General features: G+C 28.9%; 1 protein-coding gene and 1 pseudogene. Both read left to right on the top strand.

Annotation, left to right across the window (positions count from 1 at the left end):
- Positions 1 to 337 (top strand): annotated as a pseudogene (locus tag ACFWE9_RS27005) (glycosyltransferase family A protein); the annotation flags it as partial.
- Positions 334 to 1,192: glycosyltransferase family 4 protein (locus ACFWE9_RS27000; RefSeq protein WP_377359683.1), on the top strand; the 859-nt coding region annotated here is incomplete at its 3' end. The pseudogene ACFWE9_RS27005 and the gene ACFWE9_RS27000, both read left to right, overlap by 4 nt.

Here is a 1,192-nt window from a genome sequence, read left to right as displayed (position 1 = left end):
GGGTTCCGGTTCAGATTATAAAATGGGTGAAGAAAACATTTTCTTATATCAGTGCTTACAGAAGGGCTTAAAGATAAAATATGTTCCAATCAAAATTGCAGATTTATATATAGGAGAGTCAACATGGTTTAACGGATTTGATAATAAATATTTTTTTGACAGAGGTGCTGTATTTACAGCTATGTCAAAACGTTGGGCAAGTTTGTTAATTCTTCAATTTGCTGTTAGAAGATATAAGTTATATAAAAATGAAATTTCATTAACGAATGCTATAAAAAATATGTTCAATGGTAGAAAGAATTACTTAAGTGAACGTACAGGAGAGATTTCAAATTGAAACTTTTTTTTATAGGTGATTTTGCTGGTGATAATGGACCTGCAAGTGTAAATAAGGTACTAAAGAAATACATGAATGATAATACATTTTATTCAAGAGAAACGAAAAAACATAAAAGACTTATAGAACTATTCTTGAAAATTACTAAAACAGATGGAGTGCTTTTCTCAGGTTTGTCTAAAGTTAACGTTATTGGTTTTAGGCTTGCTAAGCTACTCAGTAAAAAATCAGCTTATTTAATGCATGGAAGTGAATTAATTGAGGGGAAAATCAATCAGAATTATAATCAAAAGCTTATTGATCTAGAAAATAAAGTATTAAAATTAGCTCCAAAAATTATATGTGTTTCAGAAAATTTCATGCATACTTTTAATGAAAATTATCCTCAATATAAACATAAAGTCACATATGTTAATAATGGTGTGGACTGGGACCTAATTGGATTATCTGATCATTTAAAAGTCAAAAGAAAAAAAAATATGTTGCTATCAGTTGGGGGAGGTGTACCACGTAAAAATATTTTAAAATTATGTGAAGCAATTGATATTCTAAATACCAAAAAAAAACTCAACCTAGAATTAATGGTTATTGGATCTCATGGACCAGATACAAAGCAGATTAAATCCTATCCTTTTGTGACATATATTGAAAAGGTACCAAAAAAGGAAATGCCTCGTTTTTATAAAATGTCCCAATTGTATATACAAAATAGTAGATTCGAAACATTTGGACTTGCGGTTATAGAGGCGTTAATGTGTGGAAGTAGTATTTTGATTTCAAAAAATGTAGGTGCTAAAGGAATTATTCCTCAATTGGACAATAATAATATTATTAATGATGTTGATGATACTGAGG

This window comes from Peribacillus sp. NPDC060253, from assembly GCF_042727425.1.
Classification (GTDB): domain Bacteria; phylum Bacillota; class Bacilli; order Bacillales; family DSM-1321; genus Peribacillus.
This window is presented reverse-complemented; position numbering and strand designations above follow the sequence as displayed.